The sequence below is a fragment of the Thermomonas sp. S9 genome, assembly GCF_024704365.1.
GTDB lineage: Bacteria > Pseudomonadota > Gammaproteobacteria > Xanthomonadales > Xanthomonadaceae > Thermomonas.
This window is the reverse complement of the sequence record NZ_JAJDFY010000001.1, coordinates 324,286-340,206: the sequence shown is the minus strand read 5'-3', so window position 1 is coordinate 340,206 and position 15,921 is coordinate 324,286. Positions and strand designations below refer to the sequence as shown.

At 69.5% G+C, this 15,921-nt stretch carries 15 protein-coding genes, 2 pseudogenes and 1 riboswitch; of the genes and pseudogenes, 10 read left to right on the top strand and 7 right to left on the bottom strand.

Going from position 1 to position 15,921, the window contains the following annotated elements:
• Nucleotides 1–27: 27 nt before the first annotated feature.
• On the top strand, nt 28–1,551 hold the full coding sequence (locus LJB71_RS01685; protein ID WP_259302850.1) for an FAD-dependent oxidoreductase: 1,524 nt from the start codon (nt 28–30) through the stop codon (nt 1,549–1,551).
• A gap of 32 nt (nt 1,552–1,583) precedes the next feature.
• On the opposite strand, the gene LJB71_RS01680 is transcribed toward LJB71_RS01685, so the two are convergent.
• A complete protein-coding gene (locus LJB71_RS01680; RefSeq protein ID WP_259302849.1) occupies nt 1,584–2,057 on the bottom strand; it encodes an Lrp/AsnC family transcriptional regulator in 474 nt (157 codons plus the stop codon).
• A gap of 126 nt (nt 2,058–2,183) precedes the next feature.
• Here LJB71_RS01680 and phhA point away from each other — a divergent pair, with 126 nt between their 5' ends.
• The 6 genes and pseudogenes from phhA to LJB71_RS01650 all read left to right on the top strand — a co-directional run.
• Entirely contained in the window at nt 2,184–3,080 is an 897-nt protein-coding gene (phhA, locus tag LJB71_RS01675; RefSeq protein ID WP_259302848.1) for a phenylalanine 4-monooxygenase, read from the top strand.
• A 38-nt stretch (nt 3,081–3,118) separates the two neighbouring features.
• A riboswitch (yybP-ykoY riboswitch) is annotated at nt 3,119–3,299 on the top strand.
• A 5-nt stretch (nt 3,300–3,304) separates the two neighbouring features.
• Nucleotides 3,305–3,883, top strand: coding sequence for a TMEM165/GDT1 family protein (locus tag LJB71_RS01670; protein ID WP_259302847.1), 579 nt, complete (start codon nt 3,305–3,307; stop codon nt 3,881–3,883).
• Between the two features lie 79 nt (nt 3,884–3,962).
• Entirely contained in the window at nt 3,963–4,241 is a 279-nt protein-coding gene (locus LJB71_RS01665) for a metal/formaldehyde-sensitive transcriptional repressor (protein WP_259302846.1), read from the top strand.
• 8 nt (nt 4,242–4,249) lie between these two features.
• Nucleotides 4,250–5,309, top strand: a pseudogene (gene dmeF, locus LJB71_RS01660) (CDF family Co(II)/Ni(II) efflux transporter DmeF).
• Nucleotides 5,310–5,347: 38 nt separating this feature from the next.
• A complete protein-coding gene (locus LJB71_RS01655; RefSeq protein ID WP_259302845.1) occupies nt 5,348–6,391 on the top strand; it encodes a class 1 fructose-bisphosphatase in 1,044 nt (347 codons plus the stop codon).
• A 41-nt stretch (nt 6,392–6,432) separates the two neighbouring features.
• Nucleotides 6,433–8,202 (top strand): annotated as a pseudogene (locus tag LJB71_RS01650) (SLC13 family permease); the annotation flags it as partial.
• A 56-nt stretch (nt 8,203–8,258) separates the two neighbouring features.
• On the opposite strand, the gene LJB71_RS01645 reads toward LJB71_RS01650, so the two are convergent.
• The gene (locus LJB71_RS01645) at nt 8,259–9,377 is read right to left on the bottom strand and encodes a PA0069 family radical SAM protein (RefSeq protein WP_259302844.1); all 1,119 of its coding nucleotides are present in this window, start codon (nt 9,375–9,377) and stop codon (nt 8,259–8,261) included.
• Nucleotides 9,378–9,430: 53 nt separating this feature from the next.
• On the opposite strand from LJB71_RS01645, the gene cls reads away from it, so the two are divergent.
• Genes cls through LJB71_RS01630 form a run of 3 tightly spaced genes read left to right on the top strand, consistent with a single transcriptional unit; the run spans nt 9,431 to nt 11,920 of the window.
• On the top strand, nt 9,431–10,867 hold the full coding sequence (gene cls, locus LJB71_RS01640) for a cardiolipin synthase (RefSeq protein WP_259302843.1): 1,437 nt from the start codon (nt 9,431–9,433) through the stop codon (nt 10,865–10,867).
• A 49-nt stretch (nt 10,868–10,916) separates the two neighbouring features.
• Entirely contained in the window at nt 10,917–11,171 is a 255-nt protein-coding gene (locus LJB71_RS01635) for a hypothetical protein (RefSeq protein WP_259302842.1), read from the top strand.
• On the top strand, nt 11,168–11,920 hold the full coding sequence (locus LJB71_RS01630) for a pyridoxine 5'-phosphate synthase (protein WP_259302841.1): 753 nt from the start codon (nt 11,168–11,170) through the stop codon (nt 11,918–11,920). Before LJB71_RS01635 ends, LJB71_RS01630 begins: the two co-directional genes overlap by 4 nt.
• Before the next feature lie 233 nt (nt 11,921–12,153).
• Here the strand turns inward: LJB71_RS01630 and LJB71_RS01625 are convergent, their stop codons facing one another.
• The 5 genes from LJB71_RS01625 to LJB71_RS01605 form a co-directional block, all read right to left on the bottom strand.
• Nucleotides 12,154–12,567, bottom strand: a complete 414-nt coding sequence (locus LJB71_RS01625) for a biopolymer transporter ExbD (RefSeq protein ID WP_259302840.1) — start codon at nt 12,565–12,567, stop codon at nt 12,154–12,156.
• 12 nt (nt 12,568–12,579) lie between these two features.
• On the bottom strand, nt 12,580–13,011 hold the full coding sequence (locus LJB71_RS01620; RefSeq protein ID WP_259302839.1) for a biopolymer transporter ExbD: 432 nt from the start codon (nt 13,009–13,011) through the stop codon (nt 12,580–12,582).
• A gap of 44 nt (nt 13,012–13,055) precedes the next feature.
• Nucleotides 13,056–13,805 (bottom strand): MotA/TolQ/ExbB proton channel family protein, encoded by a 750-nt coding sequence (locus LJB71_RS01615; protein ID WP_259302838.1) that lies wholly within the window; start codon nt 13,803–13,805, stop codon nt 13,056–13,058.
• Between the two features lie 96 nt (nt 13,806–13,901).
• Nucleotides 13,902–14,573 carry an energy transducer TonB gene (locus LJB71_RS01610; RefSeq protein WP_259302837.1) on the bottom strand — a complete coding sequence of 224 codons (672 nt, stop codon included), beginning with the start codon at nt 14,571–14,573 and terminating at the stop codon, nt 13,902–13,904.
• A gap of 151 nt (nt 14,574–14,724) precedes the next feature.
• The gene (locus LJB71_RS01605) at nt 14,725–15,831 is read right to left on the bottom strand and encodes a tetratricopeptide repeat protein (protein WP_259302836.1); all 1,107 of its coding nucleotides are present in this window, start codon (nt 15,829–15,831) and stop codon (nt 14,725–14,727) included.
• Nucleotides 15,832–15,921 lie beyond the last annotated feature (90 nt).

Genomic DNA, 15,921 nt, shown 5'->3' with positions numbered 1-15,921 from the left:
AGGCCCTGCAGCGATCGGGAGTCGACCATGGGCGATCACACCCCGGCCAGCGGGCCGGATTTCGGCCGCGGCATCGCCATCTCCGCGATTCCCGATGACGGCGTGCTCGCCGGCCAGGTGGACGGCCAGCCGGTCCTGCTGGCGCGCGTGGGCGGAGCCCTGCACGCGGTTTCCGCCAGCTGTACCCATTACGGCGCGCCGCTGGGCGAGGGCCTGCGGGTCGGCGACGAGATCCGCTGCCCGTGGCATCACGCCTGTTTCGACCTGCGCAGCGGGCGCGCCCTGCATGCGCCGGCCTTTGCGCCGCTGGCCTGCTGGCAGGTGGAGGTGCGCGCCGGCATGGCCTACGTGCGCGCCGCCGCAGCGGAAACTGCAGCGGAGACCGTGACGGAGGCCGCGGCGGAGCAGGGAGCGGCACCGCGCAGGGTGGTGATCGTCGGCGGCGGTGCGGCCGGGTACGCCTGCGCGCGCCGCCTGCGCGAGCGCGGCTTCAGCGGCCGCATCACCCTGCTCAGCGAGGAACGTGCGCCGCCGGTGGATCGCCCCAATCTGTCCAAGGACTATCTGGCCGGCAACGCGCCGGCGGAGTGGATCCCGCTGCAGGCGCCCGAGGAGTACGCCGCGCAGGACATCGCGCTGCACCTGGGCTGCACGGTGACGGCGCTGGATCCGGCCGCGCGCCAGGTGCGCTGCGCCGACGGCACGGTGTTCGACTACGACGCCCTGCTGCTGGCGACCGGCGCCGCGCCGGTGCGTCTGCCCGGCTTCGACGCGCCCAACGCGTTCACCCTGCGCAGCCTGGCCGATGCCGATGCGCTGCTGGCCGCGCTGGACGGCGCGCGCACGCTGGCGCTCGTCGGTGCCGGCTTCATCGGGCTGGAAGCGGCCGGCGCGCTGCGCAGCCGCGGGCTGGAGGTGCACGTGATCGCGCCCGAGGCGCTGCCGCTGGCCGGCCTGCTGGGCGAGGCGCTGGCCGCCGCGCTGCTGGCCCGGCAGCGCGCGCAGGGCATCGTGTTCCACCTCGGCTGCAAGACCGAAAGTTTCGATGGCCGCGCGCTGCGGCTGTCGGACGGCAGCACGCTGGCGGTGGACGCGGTGCTGCTGGGGGTCGGGGTGAAACCGCGCACCGCGCTGGCACTGGCGGCCGGCCTCACGGTGGAGGACGGCATCCGGGTGGATGCCGGGCTGCGCACCTCGGCGCCCGGGGTGTACGCCGCCGGCGACGTGGCGCGCTATCCGCATGCCGGTGGCTGGGCGCGGGTGGAGCACTGGGTGCATGCCCAGCGCCAGGGCCAGGCGGTGGCCGATGCGATCCTGGGCAATCCGGTGGCCTACGCAGTGCCGCCGTTCTTCTGGACCCACCAGGCCGGCATCGAGCTGCGCTACGTCGGCCACGGCCGCGGCTGGGACAACCTGGAGCTGGACGGCGATCCCGCCGCCGGCGACTGCCTGGTGCGCTATTACCGCGGCGGACAGCTGGTGGCCGCCGCCGCGATCGGCCGCGACCGCGCCCTGCTGGAGCTGGAGGCGGCGCTGGCCGGTGCGCCGTGACCGCCCGGTGATCGCGGCCTGCCGCGCGGGCCTTACGCCTCCGGCACCAGCGCCTGCGCGCGCTTGACCGTGCGCAGCACGAAGCTGGTGTTGACGTCCGCCACCTCGGCCTGCGCCAGCAGCCTGTCCAGCAGAAAGCGCGAGAAGTGCTCGAGGTCGCGCACCAGCACCTGCAGCAGGTAGTCCATGTCGCCGGTCAGCGCGTGGCAGGCGACGATCTCCGGCCAGGCGTTCACCTGCTCGGCGAACACCGCGATCCGCGCCGCGTCGTGGCTCTTCAGCTGCACCCGCACGAAGGCCTGCAGCCCCAGCCCCAGCGCTTCCGGATCGACCTCGGCGCGGTAGCCGGCGATCACCCCGGCGCGCTCCAACCGCTGCACCCGGCGCAGGCAGGCCGAGGGCGATAAGTGCACGCGCTCGGCCAGCTCGGCATTGGTCTGGCGCGCCGCGCGCTGGAGTTCAGCCAGCAGCAGCAGGTCGATGCGGTCGAGCGCAGTACCAGTCATTTTTTCTATGAAATTCGTTTTCTCTGCAATGATATTGCGCCACATCGCGATATCTGCGCAACAACGCAGACATCTTGCGCCGCCCGCGGCTTAGGCTGAAAGACCCAAGCCACTGGCCGCCTCGCCATGTCCGCCCTGCCCACGCCCCGCCGCCTCGAGAACATCCAGACCGACCGCGGATCGCTGCCGGTGTATGCCACCGGCACCGTGGAGCAGCCGTGGGACAGCTACACCGCCACCGACCACGACGTGTGGCGCCGGCTGTACGCGCGCCAGCGCGAGATCCTGCCCGGCCGCGCCTGCGATGCCTTCCTGCGCGCGCAGGAGACGATGCGGATGCCGCCCGACCGCATCCCGAAGTTCTCCGACCTCAATGCGGTGCTGGGCGCGGCCACCGGCTGGCAGATCGTCGGCGTGGAAGGGCTGCTGCCGGAGCTGGATTTCTTCACCCACCTCGCCCATCGCCGCTTCCCGGTGAGCTGGTGGATCCGCCGCCCCGAGCAGATCGACTACATCGAGGAGCCCGATCTCTTCCACGACCTGTTCGGCCACGTGCCGCTGCTGATGGATCCGATGTTCGCCGACTACCTGCAGGCCTACGGGCAGGGCGGGGTGAAGGCGCACGCCATCGGCCCGGACGCGCTGATGCAGCTGGCGCGGCTGTACTGGTACACGGTGGAGTTCGGCCTGATCCGTCAGCCCGACGGCCTGCGCATCTACGGCGCCGGCATCCTCAGTTCCAAGGGCGAATCCATCCACTGCCTGGACAGCGCCGCACCGAACCGGATCGGCTTCGCCCTGGAGCGGGTGATGCGCACGCGCTACCGCATCGACACTTACCAGAAAACCTACTTCGTGATCGACAGCTTCGAACAGCTGATGGACGCGACGCGGCCGGACTTCACCCCGATCTACGCGCGTCTGGCCGGGCAGGACACGATCCCGGCCGGCAGCGTGCTGGAGACCGACATGGTGCTCCAGCGCGGCACCGGCGAAGGCTGGGCGCGCGGCGGCGACGTGTGAGGACGGCCGCTCGGCACGGCATGGTGCCAGCGCCTGCTACAATACGCCCCGTCATTGGGGAGTAGCCTCCCGTCTGCGTGAAGGGGCTTGCGTCAACACACTCGGCCGGCCGGCCGTGGCGCAAGCAGGTTCCCGTACCTGGCAAGACCTTTGACCACAGCGCCTCCATCCGTGGCCGGGGATGCGCCGTGGTCATGCGTCTGTGATCCGGCCCGGGAGTACCGATGGAGTCCCTGCTCATTCCCACCGCCGTGGTCGCCCTGGCCGAGATCGGCGACAAGACCCAGCTGCTCGCCTTCCTGCTCGCCGCGCGCTTCAAGAAGCCGCTGCCGATCGTGCTCGGCATCCTCGCGGCGACCCTGGTCAACCACGGCCTCGCCGGCGCGCTCGGCGCCTGGATCACAAGCGCGCTCGACCCGGAAGTGCTGCGTTGGGTGCTGGGCCTGTCGTTCCTGGCGATGGCGGCGTGGACGCTGGTGCCGGATGCGATCGAAGACGAGGAAACCCGGATCGCCGGCCGCTTCGGCGTGTTCGGCGCCACCCTGGCGACGTTCTTCCTCGCCGAGATGGGCGACAAGACCCAGGTCGCCACGGTCGCGATGGCCGCGCACTACGCCTCGCCGCTGCTGGTGGTGATCGGCACCACGGCCGGCATGCTGATCGCGGACGTGCCCGCGGTGCTGCTCGGCGACAAGCTCGCCAACCGCATCCCGATGCGCCTGGTGCACGCGCTGGCCGCGGTGCTCTTCGCCCTGCTCGGCATCGCCACCCTGCTCGGGGCGGGCGCGCGCTTCGGGTTCTGACGCGCGGTGCGGGCGGCATGTTGGCCTACCGTATTTCTGATATACCATATCCCCCTATGTTATCCATGGGCAGGCCGGCATGAGCCACACGATCCGCGGCAAAGGGAAACTGCTGGCGCGGGCGCGCCGCATTCGTGGGCAGGTGGAGGGCCTGGAGCGCGCACTCGATGGCGAGAAGGGCTGCAGCGAGGTGCTGCACCTGATCGCCGCGATCCGTGGCGCCATCGATGGCTTGATGGCCGAAGTGCTCGAGGACCACATCCGCACCCATGTCGCCGCCCCGGACATCACCAGCGCCGCGGAGCGCACCCGCAGTGCCGAGGAGCTGATCGGCGTCCTGCGCACCTATCTTCGCTGAGGAGTCCCATGCACGACGCAGACCCTGCCGCCTGGCCCCATGCGCACGGGTTCCACGCGGGCAACGCCGCCGCGGAACGCGGCACCCGGCTGGTGATGTGGATCACTGCCGCGATGATGCTGGTCGAGATCGCGGCGGGTTGGTGGTTCAACTCGATGGCCCTGCTGGCCGATGGCTGGCACATGAGCTCGCATGCCGTGGCCATCGGGCTGTCGGCGTTCGCCTATGCCACTGCACGGCGCTACGCGCAGGATCCCCGCTTCGCCTTCGGGACCTGGAAAATCGAAATCCTCGGCGGCTTCGCCAGCGCGATCTTCCTGCTGGGCGTGGCGGCGATGATGCTGGTGGGTTCGCTGGAACGGATCGTCTCGCCGCGACCGATCCAGTATCAGGACGCAATCGTGATCGCGGTCCTCGGACTGGCCGTGAACGTGGTCTGCGCCCTGATCCTGGGCAAGGCGCACCACCATGGGCATGAGCACGGCCATGACCACGGGCATTCCCATGCGCATGGCCACCACGATCACGGCCACGGGCATGGGCATGGGCACGGCGAAACCCATCATCACGATCTCAATCTGAAATCCGCCTATCTGCACGTGCTCGCGGATGCCGCGACTTCGGTGCTGGCGATCGCGGCCCTGTGCGGCGGCTGGCTGTTCGGCTGGTCCTGAGCTGGATCCGCTGATGGGCATCGTCGGCGCCGCACTGGTCGCGGTTTGGGCCAAGGGCTTGATCACGGAAACCGGAAAGGTCCTGCTCGACCGCGAAATGGATCTCCCCGTGGTCGAGGCCATCCGCCGGGCGGTCGAAGCCGGCGGCCCCGCGGGGGAAACGCAGGTCGTGGATCTGCATGTCTGGCGCGTCGGCAAGCAGGTGTATTCCTGCGCGATGGCGGTGATCACCCGCGACCATGCGCTCACGCCGGAACGGGTGCGGGCGCGGCTTGCATCGCACCCCGAGGTCGTGCACTCGACCATCGAGGTCCACCACTGCCCGGGGCACCGGATGACAGTTCCTGCGGCGGCGGGCTTCGCAGGCCCCGCTCCCGGTGGCCCGGCCGAGTAGGCGACAATGGCGGCCCCGTTCCGCTCGAAATCCTGCCCATGACACACACCCAGATCTCGCTGACCCGCTTCCTGATCGAGGAACAACGTGCCGGCCGCATCAACCCCGAATTGCGCCTGCTGGTGGAAGTGGTGGCGCGCGCCTGCAAGCGCATCTCCATCGCGGTGGGCAAGGGCGCGCTCGGCGGCGTGCTGGGCGACGCCGGCGAGGCCGGGCAGGCCAGCATCAACGTGCAGGGCGAGGCGCAGAAGAAACTGGACGTGCTCTCCAACGAGATCCTGCTGGAGGCCAACGCCTGGGGCGGGCACCTGGCCGGGCTGGCCTCGGAGGAGATGGACCACAGCCAGCCGATCCCCGATGTATATCCGCGCGGCAACTACCTGCTGCTGTTCGATCCGCTAGACGGCAGCTCCAACATCGACGTGAATGTCTCGGTGGGCACCATCTTCTCGGTGCTGCGCTGCCCGGAAGGCGTGACCACCCCGGACGACGCCCACTTCCTGCAGCCCGGCAGCGCGCAGGTGGCGGCCGGCTACTGCGTGTACGGGCCGCAGACCACGCTGGTGCTGACCGTCGGCCACGGCACCCACGCCTTCACCCTGGACCGCGAGGTGGGCAGCTTCATCCTCACCGCCCGCGGCATGCGCATCCCGGAGGAAACCCGCGAGTTCGCGGTCAACCTGTCCAACCAGCGCTTCTGGGAGGCGCCGATGCAGCAGTACGTCGGCGACCTGCTGCGGGGCAAGGACGGGCCGCGCGGCAAGGATTTCAACATGCGCTGGGTCGCCAGCATGGTCGCCGACGTGCACCGCATCCTCACCCGCGGCGGCATCTTCAGCTACCCGCTGGACAGCAAGTGCGCACCCAAGGGCGGCAAGCTGCGGCTGCTGTACGAGGCCAACCCGATGGCCTTCCTGGTCGAGCAGGCCGGTGGCGCGGCCAGCACCGGCCGGATGCGCATGCTGGACGTGGTGCCGTCCGGTCTGCATCAGCGGGTGCCGGTGTTCCTCGGCTCGCGTGCGGAGGTGGCGATCGCCGAGGACTATCACCGCCGCCACGACGCCGCCCGCGCGCCGGCCTGAGCGCCGGCGGCACGCCGCCGGATTTTGGGCACAATGCAGGCATGCACGCCTTCCACCACCTGTGGCCCCAGATCGCGTTCGGCCTGATCCTGGTCGGCGGCCTGTACCTGTTCGTCACCGAAAAGGTGCGGATCGACGTCACCGCCATGCTGATCCTGCTGGCGCTGGTGGTGACCGGGATCCTCGACGAGAAGCAGGCGCTGTCGGGCTTCGCCAGCGAGCCGGCAATCATCGTCGCCGCGGTATTCGTGATTTCCGGCGGACTGGCCGCCACCGGCGTCACCGAACACATCGGCGCCTGGATCGGCCGCGCCAGCGGGCGCAGCGAGTGGCGCACGATCGCGGTGGTGATGCCGATCGTGGCCTTGCTCGCCTCGTTCACCCACCACGTGATGGTGACCGCGATGATGCTGCCGCTGCTGCTGAAGCACGCGCGCGACCGCCACCTGCCGGCCTCGCGCCTGCTGATGCCGATGTCGCTGGCAGCCTCGCTGGGCACCACCCTCACCCTGGTCAGCGCGCCGGCGTTCCTGCTCGCCAACGACCAGCTGCAGCGCGCCGGCACCAGCGGGCTGGGCATTTTTTCGATCACGCCGATCGGCATCGCGCTGGTGGTGGTCGGCACCGGCTACATGCTGGCGGCACGCTGGCTGCTGCCCAAGCGCAGCGGCGAGGGCGGCGAGGACGACTACCTGCGCCTGGGCCGCTTCCGCACCGAGCTGCTGGTGGTGCCCGGCGGGCAATGGGCCACCCGCACCCTGGCCGAGATGCAGAAGGCGATCGGGCCCTCCGTGCAGGTGCTGGGCTGGCTGCGCGACGGCGTGATGCGCACCGACCTCACCTCCAGCAGCCCACTGCTCGGCGGCGACGTGCTGCTGGTGGAGGCCGGCGCGGACGAGCTGATGTCGCTGCATGACGACCCCGGACTCGACCTCAATGCGATCGCCCGCTACGGCGATCAGCTCAGCGGCGAGGGGCGTCCGCAACTGGTGCAGACGGTGGTGGCGCCGGGCTCGGAGTTCATCGGCCGCAGCATCCGCGAACTGGATTTCTCGCGCCAGTTCCATGCGGTGATCGCCGGGTTATGGCGACATGCCGGGCAGGTCGCCGAGCGTCTTTCCGATGCGCGGCTGCGCGAGGGTGATTTGCTGGTGCTGTGGGGGCATCCGTCGCGCCTGGCCGAGCTCGCCTCCAGTCACGGGTTCCTGCTGCTGGCGCCGTTCGCGGGCGAGGCCAAGCGCCGGCTGCGCGCGCCGCTGGCGCTGGCGATCCTCGCCGGCACCATCCTGCTTGCCGCCAGCAACCGCCTGCCGGTGCCACTGGCCTTCCTGCTGGGCGCGGTGGCGATGATCGCCACCCGCTGCATCGACATCCAGCAGGCCTACCGCGAGATCGATGTGCGCATCTTCGTGATGATCGCCGGGGTCATTCCGCTGGGCATCGCGATGGAGCAGACCGGCACCGCCGACCTGCTGGCCAGCGGGCTGGCCCACCTGGTCGCGCACTGGCCGCCGCTGACGGTGCTGCTGGTGATGTTCACCGCCGCCGCGCTGCTGACCCAGCCGATGTCGGATTCGGCCACGGTGGCGCTGCTCGGGCCGGTGGCGATCTCGCTGGCGCAGATGCTGGACATGCCGCCGACGCCATTCGTGGTGTGCACCGCGATGGGCGCGGTGGTGGCCTTCCTGACCCCGATCGGCCACCACGGCAACCTGCTCATCCTGGGACCTGGGCAGTACCGCTTCGCGGACTTCCTGCGCGTGGGCCTGCCGCTGACCGTGCTGCTCGGCCTGGTCAGCGCGTGGATGGCGCGCTGGCTGTGGCTGAAGGGCCCGCTGCTGCCGCATTGGGGTGAGATAGCGCACCCTCAGAACAGGGTTCCCTGCGGCGATGGCGGGCGCGGGGGCACGAACAGATCGGTGCGCAGCGGCGGCAATACCGAATACCCCAGCCGTGCGCAGGTCTTGCCGAAGCGCTGCGCGAGCAGGTCCGCCAGCGGCCCGCTGCCGCGCTGGCGGTGGCCGAAGCGGGCGTCGTAATCGCGCCCGCCGTGCATCTGTTGCAGCAGATGCATGACGCGCTCGGCGCGCTCGGGATAGTGCGCCTGCAGCCACTGCCGCCACAGCGCCTTGAGCTCGTGCGGCAGGCGCAGCAGCACGTAGCCCGCCGCCTGCGCGCCGGCCTCGCGCGCGGCGATCAGGATGCGCTCCAGGTCTGCGTCGGTCAGCGCCGGGATCACCGGCGCCACCAGCACGCCCACCGGCACTCCCACCTCGCGCAGTGCCGCGATCAGGCGCAGGCGCGCCTGCGGGGCCGCGGCGCGCGGCTCGAGCCTGGCCGACAGCCGGTTGTCGAGGGTGGTGACCGAGATGTACACGTGCACCAGGCCCTCGCGTGCCAGCGCCGCCAGCAGGTCGAGATCGCGCCGCAGCGCGCTGCCCTTGCTGACGATGCTCACCGGATGGCGCGCTTCGCGCAGCACCTCCAGGCAGGCGCGGCTGATTCCATAGCGGCGCTCGATCGGCTGCCAGCCATCGGTATTGATGCCGAGTGCGATCGGCGCCGGCACGTAGCCGGGGCGGGCCAGCTCGGTGCGCAGCACCTCGGCGGTATTGGTCTTGGCGAACAGGCGGGTCTCGAAGTCCAGCCCCGGCGACAGGTCGAGATAGGCGTGCGAGGGCCGCGCGAAGCAGTAGGCGCAGCCGTGCTCGCAGCCGCGGTAGGGGTTGACCGACTGGCGCAGCCCGATGTCGGGCGACTGGTTGCGGCTGATCACCCGCCGCGCGCGCTCGACGCGCACCTCGGTGCGCAACGCCGGCGCGTCCGCCTGCGCGGCATGCGCCGACCCCCAGCCATCGTCCTCGGCACAGGCCTGCTGGCGCGCAAAGCGGCCGGCCAGGTGACTGGCGGCACCCCGGCCGTGGATCGGCGCCGGCGCGCGCCGGGCATCGTCATCGGACGAAGGCGGGCTGGATGCAATCACCATCCGCACAGCCTACCCTGTAGCCGTCGCACCACCCGCGACGAAGGACGCCATCGATGCCGGGTTTGATCCCCGCCTGGGACGCGCTGTGGGCGATCCCCCACATCCATGCCTGGCTGCTTGCCGGCTGGCTGCTGTACCTGCTGTGGTTGGGTGGCTGGATCGTGCTGCAGAAGCGCGAGCCGGTGGCCACCCTGAGCTGGCTGATCAGCCTGGCCGCGCTGCCCTATGTCGGGTTCGCGGTGTATTACTTCCTCGGCCCGCAGCGGATCGTGCGCCACCGCAGGCGCCGCCTGCGCCACCACGCCCGCCTGCCCGCGGATTGCGCCGACGGCGACGATAGCGCCGAACTGCGCACCCTGGCGCACGCCACCACCGGGCTGGCGCCCAGCACCGCGCAGGCGGTGCAGCTGCTGGTGGATGGCGGCAGCAAATATCCGGCCCTGCTGGAGGCCATTGCCCGAGCGCGCGATCACGTGCACCTGGAGTACTACATCTACCAGCCCGACCGCACCGGCACCGTGCTGCGTGATGCACTCACCGCGCGCGCGCGCGACGGCGTGAAGGTGCGCCTGCTGCTGGATGCGGTCGGCTCCAAGCAGGCCGCGCGCCGCTTCTTCGCACCGCTGCTGGAAGCCGGCGGCGAGCTGGCCTGGTTCCATCCGGTGCGCCCGTGGGCGCCGTGGAAGCGGCCGTGGATGAACCTGCGCACCCACCGCAAGCTGGTGGTGATCGACGGCCGGGTCGGCTTCCTCGGCGGCATCAACATCACCGACGAGGAGGACGAGCGCCTGCGCGAGGATGCCTACCGCGACCTGCACCTGCGGGTGGAGGGCGACATCGTGCGCTCGCTGCAGGAAGTTTTCGTCGAGGACTGGGCCTACGCCACCGAGCGCGACGATTTCGTCGGCGCGGTGGTGCGCGCGATGCCGCCGCCGATGCCCGGCCCGGTGCGCGCGCAGCTGCTGACCTCGGGCCCGGATTCGCCGTGGGAACCGATCCACCGCATGTATGTGTCGGCGATCCACGCCGCCACGCGCAGGGTCTGGCTGACCACGCCCTATTTCGTGCCCGGCGAGGCGGCGATGATGGCGCTGACCTCGGCCGCCCTCGGCGGGCTGGACGTGCGCCTGCTGGTGCCGCGGGTCAGCGACAGCCGGCTGGTGACCTGGTGCATGCGTTCCTATTTCGACGACCTGCTGGCGGCCGGGGTGAAGGTGTACGAGTACGGCCCGCGCATGCTGCACAGCAAGGCCCTGCTGGTGGACGATGGGCTGGCCATCATCGGCAGCGCGAATTTCGACCATCGCAGCTTCCGCCTGAACTTCGAGGCCTCGCTGCTGTTCGAGGACGCCGGCGTTGCCGCCGCCCTGGCGCAGCAGATCGCACGCGAATTCGCGGCCGCCCCGCGGGTGCGCGCCGACCGCCCGCGACCGCTGTGGACGGCACGCCTGCCGGAGGCGCTGGCGCGCCTGCTGTCCCCGCTGCTTTGACCAGCGGGCGCGCGTACACTCCCCATCAGTCCACTCCGCGAGGCCACCCATGCACTGGCTGTTCCTCCTGCTGGCGTTCGCCGCCATGGCATTCGCCTTCCTCACCCATTCGATGGCGGTGCTGCTGGGCTGCCTGCTGGCGGCGCTGGTGCTGTTCGTGCTGTGGGTGCTGGGCCTGTACCAGGCGCGGGTGGCGGGCAGCGGGCGCGATGTGTCCGTGATGCTGGATCCGGCGGAGCTGCGCCGCCTGCGCGAGCAGGCGCAGGCACGTCGCGACGACGACAGCACTGGCCGCGCGCAGTGACCGCGCTCAGCGTCAACCTCAACAAGATCGCGGTGCTGCGCAATTCGCGCGGTGGCCGCGAGCCGGACGTCCTGCGCGCCGGCATTACCTGTCTGGACGCCGGTGCCGACGGATTGACCGTGCATCCGCGCCCGGACGCGCGCCACATCCGCGCGGACGACGTGGAGGCGCTGGGCGCGCTGTGCCGCGCGCGCGCGGTGGAGTTCAACGTCGAAGGCAATCCGTTCGCGCCACCGCGCCCGGGCTATCCGGGGCTGCTGGCGCTGTGCGAGGCAGTGCGCCCGGCGCAGGTGACCCTGGTACCGGACGGCGACGGCCAGCTCACCTCTGACCACGGCTTCGATTTCACCCGCGACGGCGCCGCGCTGCGCCCGCTGGTGGCCGCGTTCAAGGCGCTGGGCTGCCGGGTCAGCGTGTTCGTGGATGTCGGCGACCCGGAGGTCGCGCAGGCCGCCGCCTACGGTGCCGACCGGGTGGAGCTGTACACCGGTCCATATGCCGAGGCGTTCGCCAACGGCAATCCAGAATCCGCACTGGCTGCTGCCGCACAGACGGCGCGCCTGGCGCAGGCCGCGGGCCTCGGGGTCAATGCCGGGCACGACCTCAACCAGGCCAACCTGCCCGCGTTCCTGGCCGCGGTGCCCGGCGTGCTGGAAGTCTCCATCGGCCACGCGCTGATCGGCGAGGCGCTGTATGCCGGCCTGGCGCCGACCGTGCGCGCCTACCGCGCCATCGCGCACGCCGCCTGAGCCTACTCCGGCGCGATCGGCGAGGCGCTGTATGCCGGCCTGGCGCCGACCGTGCGCGCCTACCGCGCCATCGCGCACGCCGCCTGAGCCTACTCCGGCGCGATCGCCGCGCCGCTGAAGGAAGCAGCGCCCGCTGCGAAATCCCGACGCCAGGCCCGCGCGCAAAAAACGCCGCCCGCAGGCGGCGTTTCGTCATCCACGACGCGCTCCGCAGGAGCGGAGCAGGAAAAACTTCAGTTCTGGACGAAACCGATCTTGACCATCTCGGCATTCTTCGCTGCGGTCAGCACCTTCGCCAGCACGCCGTATTCGGCCTGGTCGTTGGTGTCGATCTGCAGCTCCGGCTGGTTGGTCGGGTCGCGCGCCACTTCTTCCACCATGCGCTTCTGCAGCTCGCCCAGCGCCGCCGGGGAATCGTTCCAGAACACCTGGCCCGAAGCGTCGATGCGCAGGCGGATGGGCTCCGGCGGTTCCTTCGGGTTTTCCGGCGGCTTGTCGGTCTTCTGCGGCAGATCCACGTCCACCGGGATGGACTGGATCGGCATGGTCACCATGAAGATGATGAGCAACACCAGCATCACGTCCACCAGCGGGGTGACGTTGATGTCGGCCATCGGGCCGCCGGACTTGTTGGTCGAAAAGGCCATCGTGCGTTCTCCTTACTGGCCCTTCTTCGGCGGCGTGGTGACGAAGCCGACCTTCGCGATCCCCTGCTGCTGGGCGATCTTCACCACGTCGCTGATCAGCCGGTACTGGGTGGTTTTATCGGCGCGGATCTGCACCGGCGGCTGCGGGGTCTTCTGCGCCTCCACCGACAGGCGGCTTTCGATCGCCGCCTTGGTGGAAGGCTCATCGTTGAGGAACAGCTCGCCCGCTTCGGTCACCGTGATGGTGACCGGCGGCACCTGCTGTTTCTCTTCCTTCTTCTTCTCGACCGTCGCTTCCGGCAGCGCCACCTTGACCTTGTGGTTCATCAGCGGGGTGGTGATCATGAAGATGATCAGCAGCACCAGCATCACGTCCACCAGCGGCGTGACGTTGATTTCCGCCATCGGCGCGCCGTCTTCCTTATTACCTACACTCGCACCCATGGTCCGTGGCCTCCGTCAGTGTCCGGTCAATCGCCCGCTGTATCTCACTTCCCGTCGCCAACGCGGGAGCCGGTGGCGAAGAAGTCGTGCAGATCGTGGGCGAAGGTGTCGAACTGGTTGTTCGTCACGCGGTTGAAGCGCACGAAGGCGTTATAGGCCAGCAGCGCCGGAATCGCAGCGAACAGGCCGATCGCGGTCATGATCAGCGCCTCGCCCACCGGGCCGGCCACGGCCGAGATCGACGCGTCGCCCGAGGAACCGATCTTGATCAGCGCATGGTAGATGCCCCACACGGTGCCGAGCAGACCGACGAACGGCGCCGCCGACCCCACGGTGGCCAGCACGGTCAGGCCGTCTTCCAGGTTCAGCGACTCGCGGGTCACGGCCTGGCGCAGCGCGCGATCCACGAACTCGGAGCGGTTCAGCGACTCGGCCAGACGCGAACCGTCCTGGCGCGAGTGGTGGGCCGCGGCCTGGGCGGCGTCCAGCGCGATCTTGGAGAACGGCTCGGATTTCGGCTGTTCTTCCATGAAGCGGATGGCGTCCTGCGCGTTCGGGGTCTCCCAGAACGTGTCGACCACGCGGTTGGCACGCGCGCGCAGGCGCATGTTCTTGATGAAGTTGATGATGATCCAGTACCAGGACATCACCGACATGATGGACAGCGTCAGGAAGACGGCCCAGCCGACCGCGTCGAAGCCCTGGATCAGATGGTCGAAGCCCATCTGCTGCAGCGCGGCGGCGTTGTTGCCTCCGGCGGCGGCAGGTGCGGCGGCAGCAGTTTCTTGCAACATACGCTTACCTTTTGATGTCGTGGATGAGGGTGAAACAGAACCGATGTAACGGGGGTGGAACGGTGATGACGATATTACGCTGACGATGTTCGGTGATCAGTTCAGCTTGAACTCGACCGGAACGCGAACGCGGCTGGCGACTTTCTGCCCGTTCTTGATCTCCGGATTGAAGCGCCATTTGCGCGCCGCCTGCATGGCCGCGCGATCGAGGTTGCGATTGCCGCTCGACCTTTCCACCTCGATGTCGAGCACGTTGCCGCTGGCATCGATGCTGATGATCAGAACCGCCGTGCCCTGGATCTGCCGGCGCATTTCCTCCGGCGGGTACCGCGGCGGATTCATCGCGCGCGAGGACGGATCCACGCTGGAACCGATGTCGGGCACCGCGGCTGGCGGCGACGGCGGCGACGGCGGCGGGGCGGCCACATCGACCGCACGCGGCGTGTCCAGCACCACCGGCGGCTCATCCGGCGGCGGCGGCACCGGCGACGGACGCGGCGGCGACAGGGTCTTGGGCGGGGTGAGCTGCTTGGGCGGCTCCGGCGGCGGGGGCGGCGGCGGCGGCGGGGGCGGCGGCGGCTCGATGAAGGTGACGCTGACGACGTCTTCCTTTTGCACGTCCGGTGCGGGCGGCGCGACCGGCGACAGCAGCAGCAACAGCGCAGCGGCATGCAGCGCGATGGCGAAACTGATACCGGCGATGCGTGGCCAGCTCAAGCCGCTGTCGCGGTCTTCTTTCTTCTCGATGTAGGCGAGATCTTGCGTCATGCGCACGGCTCTGGTGTGGGGGGCCCCGGGCGTCGGCACCGGGGCTTCAGCTGCGCGGCGTTGGGGCCGCAGGAATCCCGTAGTCTATACCAATCGCGGCGACTTGTTCCAAGTCCCGACGCTGGCGTATGCGAAAAATGCGGTCTGGTTCTCAGCGCGCCAGGATGCGGTTGGCGTCCTCGGGCTTCTTCACGCCCTTGGCCAGCGCCTGCTTGGCGGCTTCCTTCGCCTCGGCCTTCTTGCCCGCGTAGTCCAGCACCTTGGCCAGGTTGAGGTAAGCCTCGCCGTCGGCCGCCATCGGCGCGGCACGCCGGTACATTTCGATCGCCAGCGGGATGTCATCATTGACGTAGGCGGTCTGCGCCAACACCTGGTAGTCGCGCGCCAGATCCGGGCCCGGCTGCAGGATGCCCTTGGCGACGCCGTCCTCGATCACCTTCTGCGCGTCGGCCCACTTGCCGGCGTTCATGTAGCCGACGTAGAGCGCGCGCAGCTCGCGCGGCTCGGTGAGCATGCCGCGCTTGTAGGCGTCGCCCAGCAGGGCGTTGGCCTCATCGAACTTCTCCGCCGCCTGCAGCGTGGCGACCGCGTTCATCAGGATGCGCTTGTCGTCCGGTTTCTGCGCCAGCAGCTGCCTGTAGATGGCGGCCGCTTCTTCATTGCGGTCGAGATTTGCCAGGATGCCGGCCTTCAGGCTCAGATGCTCCGGCTTGTCGGACTTGGTTTCGGCCAGGAAGCGGTCCAATGCCTGCAGTGCCTCGGCAAATTTTTGTTCCTGGTAGTAGGTCACCGCCAGGTTGTACATCACCGAGAAATGGCTGTCGTTGTCGAGCCCATTGGTGGCGATGGCCTTCGCAAAGTAATCCGCCGCTTTGGCGGCGTCATCCATGTTCGCGGCCGCATTGCCCGCCATCGAATAGGCAAACGCCTTGTCATAGGCACTGGCCGCCGGCATGGCCGCAACATCCTCGGCCTTGGCGATCACGCCGGCCCAATCGTCTTTCTCGTAGCGCTCCTGCATGGCCTGCAGCAGCTTGATCGCTTTCGGAGAGGCCTTGGCGTCGGGTGACTGGCGTGTCGCGTTGGGATAGGCAGGCGCCTTGGCTTCGGTTTTCGCCGCGACTTTGCCCTTGCCGAGCTCGGCCTCGCGCCGGGCGCGCTCCTCGCGCATGCTTTGCGGGTCGGCATGCACCACCGGCACCAGTGCCAGCGCACCCAGCGCGGCGGTCAGGGCGATCACGAGCGGTTGACGGGACATCTGGGGCATGGGGCACCTCGGGAAAGAGTGGGGCCGCGCCAGGCGCGGCATTACGGAAAACCTAGCAGATCGTGGGTGAACAGGCGTGTG

Bases quoted from the DNA above. Each gene is read 5' to 3' on its own strand.
- LJB71_RS01670 (WP_259302847.1), top strand. From the start codon at position 3,305: ATGGAGTCCCTGCTCATTCCCACCGCCGTGGTCGCCCTGGCCGAGATC.
- LJB71_RS01610 (WP_259302837.1), bottom strand. From the start codon at position 14,573: ATGACGCAAGATCTCGCCTACATCGAGAAGAAAGAAGACCGCGACAGC.
- LJB71_RS01665 (WP_259302846.1), top strand. From the start codon at position 3,963: ATGAGCCACACGATCCGCGGCAAAGGGAAACTGCTGGCGCGGGCGCGC.
- cls (WP_259302843.1), top strand. From the start codon at position 9,431: ATGCCGGGTTTGATCCCCGCCTGGGACGCGCTGTGGGCGATCCCCCAC.
- LJB71_RS01655 (WP_259302845.1), top strand. From the start codon at position 5,348: ATGACACACACCCAGATCTCGCTGACCCGCTTCCTGATCGAGGAACAA.
- LJB71_RS01685 (WP_259302850.1), top strand. From the start codon at position 28: ATGGGCGATCACACCCCGGCCAGCGGGCCGGATTTCGGCCGCGGCATC.
- LJB71_RS01635 (WP_259302842.1), top strand. From the start codon at position 10,917: ATGCACTGGCTGTTCCTCCTGCTGGCGTTCGCCGCCATGGCATTCGCC.
- LJB71_RS01615 (WP_259302838.1), bottom strand. From the start codon at position 13,805: ATGTTGCAAGAAACTGCTGCCGCCGCACCTGCCGCCGCCGGAGGCAAC.
- LJB71_RS01645 (WP_259302844.1), bottom strand. From the start codon at position 9,377: ATGGTGATTGCATCCAGCCCGCCTTCGTCCGATGACGATGCCCGGCGC.
- LJB71_RS01605 (WP_259302836.1), bottom strand. From the start codon at position 15,831: ATGTCCCGTCAACCGCTCGTGATCGCCCTGACCGCCGCGCTGGGTGCG.
- LJB71_RS01620 (WP_259302839.1), bottom strand. From the start codon at position 13,011: ATGGGTGCGAGTGTAGGTAATAAGGAAGACGGCGCGCCGATGGCGGAA.
- LJB71_RS01625 (WP_259302840.1), bottom strand. From the start codon at position 12,567: ATGGCCTTTTCGACCAACAAGTCCGGCGGCCCGATGGCCGACATCAAC.
- phhA (WP_259302848.1), top strand. From the start codon at position 2,184: ATGTCCGCCCTGCCCACGCCCCGCCGCCTCGAGAACATCCAGACCGAC.
- LJB71_RS01680 (WP_259302849.1), bottom strand. From the start codon at position 2,057: ATGACTGGTACTGCGCTCGACCGCATCGACCTGCTGCTGCTGGCTGAA.